Origin of the sequence: Stenotrophomonas sp. HMWF023 (genome assembly GCF_003060985.1) — a bacterium.
In the GTDB taxonomy this organism is placed as follows: Bacteria; Pseudomonadota; Gammaproteobacteria; order Xanthomonadales; family Xanthomonadaceae; genus Stenotrophomonas; species Stenotrophomonas lactitubi.
In genome coordinates this window covers 1-5,118 of record NZ_QAIJ01000139.1, presented here as the reverse complement: position 1 = coordinate 5,118, position 5,118 = coordinate 1, and the positions used below count along the sequence as shown (strand labels likewise).

Genomic DNA, 5,118 nt, shown 5'->3' with positions numbered 1-5,118 from the left:
GCAACCTAGCCCCTGTAGAGTTTGAACGGCGCTACGCGCAAAGCGGCTCATGAATGTCTACGGAAGTCTGGCCGGTCCAGTAGCCGAGCAGAAGGCCGCCTGGGCAAGAGCTAGAGCCGCAGAGCTGTGGGGGCATGTCAGCGCGCTTGAGGCCACGGTTGGTGGTGACTGGCAGGCCCGTGCCCGGCGGCGGCGCGCGGCTGATCGGCTGATCCGCGAAGCTGGGTACTTCGAGCGGATGGCAACGAAGCTGGAAGGGCCAGACTTCTTGGAGGTAGAGCTGCCCTTCTAGGCGGCTTTCAAGGGGAAACAGGCATTTTCGCGAAATGCCTGTTTCATCCCGTCAAATTGGGGCTGCGCGCGGCCGGAGGGCGTCCAAGTGGATCTCTGTGGGCCGGAAAACCAGACAAATCTCCATGGATCGATCAGTGGTGCCAATCTATCGTGCCGGCTCGGCTCCTCTCGGTGCCGCTCTTCATTTCATGGATCAGCGATTCACAAGGAGCACTAAGTCATGAGCCTGTTCGACTCTATGAGGCGCAGGAAGGTGCCGCCATCGCATGAGCATGTGATGGGACTGCAGGCCGAAGCGTTCATCGCTTCATTTCAGGAAGAGGGCGCGCGTATCAACCCGGCGCACCTTGACTACACCCGGGAGTCGCTAGCTCTTGTGGACAGCGCGCTGGACGACTTCTTCGTCCAAGAACGGCCTCTTTCCGAAGAGCTTCACTTCCTTTACTCCGCGTACGTATTCGAGGTCGCCCGGCGCGCGTACGGTGGTCGTTACCAGAGGGGTGATCAGAAGAATCCATTCGTGCTCGTGATTGGTGAGCCGGACTTTCGGGCAGGCGTCCTGGTCATGGAGAAGGTGAGCGGGAGGGTGGTAAACGGACCGGAGGACGACCTTCGTTCTTCTATGATGGCATCAAAAAGATGTTGGAAAGGCGCGAGGATGCCACTCTGATGTGACTGAGGCTACGCCAGCCCTTATCCAAGAAAAACGCCCCGCGGAGCAGCAATTGAGTGCATGCGGAAAGTAGATTCAAGTGGTGCAATGCAGGAATGGATCCTACATTTTTTTTTGATCAGGGAGCATTGGCTGGCGACGTTGCGCCTCCATGAGCATGGCTGGTTAGCTCTCGCCTTTGATGCTAAGAAAGCCTCTCATTCATTGGCTGACTGATGCGTTGATTCAGAGGAAGGAGTGCCGGTAGGTCTGGAGAAGATTCGGGTACATTCCTTAGACGATCTCCGAGTCTTCCAGAAAGATAGACATCCATGTGTCGATCAGGTCCCACATATCCTCGACGTCTTCAGGATGGCAGGGGTCCTCATGCCACCAGATGCATGGGCGTAGGGGCGCAGCACTCAGATCGATTGTCAGATGGTCACCTGCACCGTTGGAAAAGACGCTCAACAGTCTCCGGGGCTCGAGGCCATCATCGTCGCAGAAGTTCTCCAGGATCGAGATGTCCTGGCTCCTGGCGGGGCCCATTGATAGGTCCACACAGAAGGTGAAGCCATCATGGACCGTTTGATAGAAGTGCTGCAGGCGTGATGGTAGCTGATCGATGACTGTTCGAGCATCCTTGCAGATCGGAACGCCGCCCAGGTACATGTATGGACGACCCCGGCAGGTATACAAGTAGCCGAGATAGACCCGGTCCGTGACGACGATGGCAGTGCCATGGACGGATCGCTCAAGCCACTCCGAGATCCACGGGAGCTCGCCTGCGAACGCGCCCCAAGCCGAAGGAATGCTCTGCCGGTTCGGACTCTTGGGGCCAAAGTCTCGCCATTCATTGGGAATGACAAGCCCTGGTGGGAGCTCGGATGGAAAGAAGTAGATCTTCCCGCCTCCGATAAGCTTCGACAGCCTAAGTTCGAGTGTGCTGGTCATATCGTTAACATCCAGGCTCAACTGGGCGCTGAAGCAAGCCTGTGAGGCGTCGGGCAGATTCCAACCCCAGTGGCCGGGCAGTCACCGTGCCGTGGGCGCGATAGATCCCGGCCAGATAGCAACGTATGGAATTCCGCTTCGCTGAGATGGAACTCCTAGCCCATCCCCATCACCATGAGTGTCACAAGAACATCGACTACGCTCTCAGCGAGTTGGAGACAATGGTTGTGGTAGATCGCGAACGCAAGGTCTGAAACAGCATCGACATCGAAGCCTGTAGTCAGCCCTTCTTCTAGATCATTGCTCAGGTCTGTCAGGGTATACATGAGGTGGGAGCTCCTGCTGGATGCGCTTGGATGATGCCCTGCGGTACAGAGCTATCCGCACTCAGGTACTTTCCATCCTTCGTAACCGTCGTCTGTCGGGTAGATCACGTGACTGTGAACCCACCTGGCGTAGTCGGTGTCAGAGAACTCCCGCTGAAGAATCGACCACTCTGACGTTCTAAGAAGAACGCCATCATCGTTGTAGACCCTAAAGAATGTGCGACTACTGAAAGGACGAATGATAGATCCGGCAATCCCGTACCTGGAGAATTCAGGGTGGTAGGTTCTGATGGTGCAGTCAGATGAATCGCTGTGCGCGAAAGAGTGTGGCGTCGCCGTACTGCTGATGTCGAATTTTATCCATAGCCATATGAGGGCAGGAGCGCTTGCGGTGGTCAGCAAGGCTGCGAGTGCAATGGCGCGAGTGAATCTCATTGAAAGTTGTCTTGGGTCCGATTGGGCCTCACGCACTATGCGCTGGGCCCAGAAGGTGAGGTTGGATTCTTAGGCTGACTCCAGGAAGGCTGCTCGCTCTTCAGCGGTGATGCTCCTGTCCTAGAGCGACTCCTGCATGAGGTCATGGGAGGCGTCCGGCGTAGGAACGAAGGCAAGTGCATCCCCCTCCTTGTCATGAAGGACCCAGCCGGCACCAGCGGGTGTGGGCGCAAGGGTTAGGCTATCGCCGATTCGAAGCGCGGCAGCTGGGTTGTCGGGCCGCGCTGGCCAGGTCATGACTCCATTCGCCTCAGGTTGGTCCAAGACCTCCACTGCGACGTGGTAGTCCCCGTTGGGCTGCTGCGTGACGTGGGTCACCTTCAGTGGCGGCCGGGCCTGAGCCTTACCTCGATATCTCTCGGCGCCGGCTGCCTGGCTTGATCCACCACCAATGCTTTTGGATGCCGCGCTGAGAATAACAGCAGGTGACGCAACGACCCACGCTGACGCCGCGCTAGCGGCCAAGCTCATTGCGGCACGCACCTGCTGACGATCGGTGTTGCTCTTGCAGCTTGCGACAGAGGGAGTAAGAGTCACAAGGAAGACAAGGGCCACTAACGCGCCCCGTGCGGACAATGGCATGGAGCCAAAGTCTGAACTACATGATTGCTGCCTTGCGGCGGCGCTGGTGATAGGGGTTGAACTCATCCGCGTGGTCCTGTGGAAGCTGAAGTGGCACACCAGCCTTGATGGGGAGTGGGAACACTCTGGTAACTCCCACTACGCCATCCAGAGACAGTCGAGTGAACAGAGCGCACCGGCTGGGGAAGGAGGGGGCATTCCTGTAGCCACGGGTCCGACCCTGTTCCAAGGTTCTGTGGAGTGGCATGCCCAGTGCCGATCTGGCACGGTAACGGCACGCGCCGACCAGTACAAATAGAGATTTCTCGAAATCCAGCAGCCGATGAGCGATGGGATCGACGCGGGTGAACGCTGGCTTGTACTTGCATCCCACGACTGTCGCCGACCAGGTGCGGGCCGCGGCTGCCTGAACCAGCGTTGGCTCCATTGCCTGTTGCAACCAACATCGTGAGCGCGCTACCGACTGATGCAAGTATATCTGCTAGGTGCGCGAATGAAATAGAGAAAACTCTATTTCTTCCGGCCGGACCGAACCGCAGAATCAGCTCGCCATAGGCATGACGGCCGTAGCTCCGCTCAAGAAGTTGCGGCCGAGAGAATTATTGCGGTGACCATCGCGGCTGGCGTTTGGTCACCATGTCCGATCAGTAAAATGGAAAGAAAATGAAGAAAGCGATCGTGATGATGTCCCTGCTCCTGGGGCTCGTCGCCTGCAAGGACGGCATCTCAATGTCTCAGAAAGCTGGTAGCGCCATCAGTGGCACGGCCGCTGACTTCGTGGCAGGCCTTGGGGAAGGGGTCGATAAACGCATGGCGGTGACGCTGCTGATCGATCCGGCTGTTGCGGAGCGGGGGCTCAGCATCACCATGGGCAAGAGTCGTGGAGCTGGCTCCAAAGATGTAGCGGTCTATGTGGTAGCCGGCACGGCGTTCAACGGCAGGCTTGTTGCACGAGCACTGGACGCCGAGGGGGTGGAGATCGGACGTGCAGTGGTCGACGAAGAGTTTTCAGCAGATGATGCGCGCTATGTGACCTTCAAGTTCAATGAAGAGATGGATAGTCAGCTGGTGCGCACCTATGCACTGTCTGTGCGCTGATCGATCGAATTCTCCGCTCCTACATGCGCACAGGCGTGATCGGGGTCCGTAGAGATGCCGATCATGACTGAGGTCATCTCCTATCAGGAGGTGAAAGACATTGCTCTCGGCATGTTCTGGATAGGTTGCCAACACAACGTTGATCGGAACTGCCGATGGACTCCTGCGCAAGTGTTCGGCTGGACCTATGGCGAGCTTGAGATGGCTTTCGACGAGCCCGTCGAGAACCTCATGCTTGAGGTGATCTTGTTCGTTCTGGCGCGCGGGATCCAGGATGCATCAAACGCAGGTGAATGGCATAGGAGCTCAGCTGCTAAGATCCTCGCTGGAATCAGTCTTGAGGTTGAGTTCGCAAGACTCAATCCAGATGACGTCGCCGAGCTTAAGAGGGACCTAAAGGCGCTTGGTCTCGTTGTGGACTGATCGCTAGCTCATGCAGTTTCTTTCGATGGATCATGCAAGCTGGATGGCGAATCTTGTTGTACGTCGAGTTGCTCAGGGTACTCGGGCGCGCCAACGTCAAATGAGTCGAGATTGTTTGGACCGTGAGTGGGAGTGAATCCGTAGGTGAGGCTGATCGTGGTTCCATTGAGTCGAGAAGCGATGCGTCGCATGGACGTTGACAGCAGTTTGCCCGGAGATCTTGTTGAGCTCGAACTGTCCGATGAGGAGTTCCGCCTTCACCTGGGATCAGGTACTACGGATGCGATCAATGTC

General features: G+C 57.2%; 5 protein-coding genes. 3 read left to right on the top strand and 2 right to left on the bottom strand.

Features of this window, described 5'->3' with window-relative positions; translation table 11 throughout:
- The first annotated feature begins 514 nt into the window (after positions 1–514).
- Positions 515–964 carry a hypothetical protein gene (locus DBR20_RS07410; RefSeq protein ID WP_108265733.1) on the top strand — a complete coding sequence of 150 codons (450 nt, stop codon included), beginning with the start codon at positions 515–517 and terminating at the stop codon, positions 962–964.
- 276 nt (positions 965–1,240) lie between these two features.
- Here DBR20_RS07410 and DBR20_RS07405 read toward each other — a convergent pair whose 3' ends face one another.
- Both DBR20_RS07405 and DBR20_RS22080 read right to left on the bottom strand, forming a co-directional pair.
- A complete protein-coding gene (locus DBR20_RS07405) occupies positions 1,241–1,900 on the bottom strand; it encodes a hypothetical protein (protein ID WP_108265732.1) in 660 nt (219 codons plus the stop codon).
- 155 nt (positions 1,901–2,055) lie between these two features.
- On the bottom strand, positions 2,056–2,226 hold the full coding sequence (locus tag DBR20_RS22080; protein WP_181393044.1) for a hypothetical protein: 171 nt from the start codon (positions 2,224–2,226) through the stop codon (positions 2,056–2,058).
- A gap of 1,740 nt (positions 2,227–3,966) precedes the next feature.
- Between DBR20_RS22080 and DBR20_RS07395 the strand changes: the two genes are divergently transcribed.
- Entirely contained in the window at positions 3,967–4,401 is a 435-nt protein-coding gene (locus DBR20_RS07395) for a hypothetical protein (protein WP_108265730.1), read from the top strand.
- A 63-nt stretch (positions 4,402–4,464) separates the two neighbouring features.
- Positions 4,465–4,824 carry a hypothetical protein gene (locus DBR20_RS07390; RefSeq protein WP_146186970.1) on the top strand — a complete coding sequence of 120 codons (360 nt, stop codon included), beginning with the start codon at positions 4,465–4,467 and terminating at the stop codon, positions 4,822–4,824.
- Positions 4,825–5,118 lie beyond the last annotated feature (294 nt).

Coding starts and splice junctions, on each gene's coding strand:
- DBR20_RS07410 (WP_108265733.1), top strand. CDS start 515: ATGAGCCTGTTCGACTCTATGAGGCGCAGGAAGGTGCCGCCATCGCAT.
- DBR20_RS07405 (WP_108265732.1), bottom strand. CDS start 1,900: ATGACCAGCACACTCGAACTTAGGCTGTCGAAGCTTATCGGAGGCGGG.
- DBR20_RS07395 (WP_108265730.1), top strand. CDS start 3,967: ATGAAGAAAGCGATCGTGATGATGTCCCTGCTCCTGGGGCTCGTCGCC.
- DBR20_RS07390 (WP_146186970.1), top strand. CDS start 4,465: ATGACTGAGGTCATCTCCTATCAGGAGGTGAAAGACATTGCTCTCGGC.
- DBR20_RS22080 (WP_181393044.1), bottom strand. CDS start 2,226: ATGTATACCCTGACAGACCTGAGCAATGATCTAGAAGAAGGGCTGACT.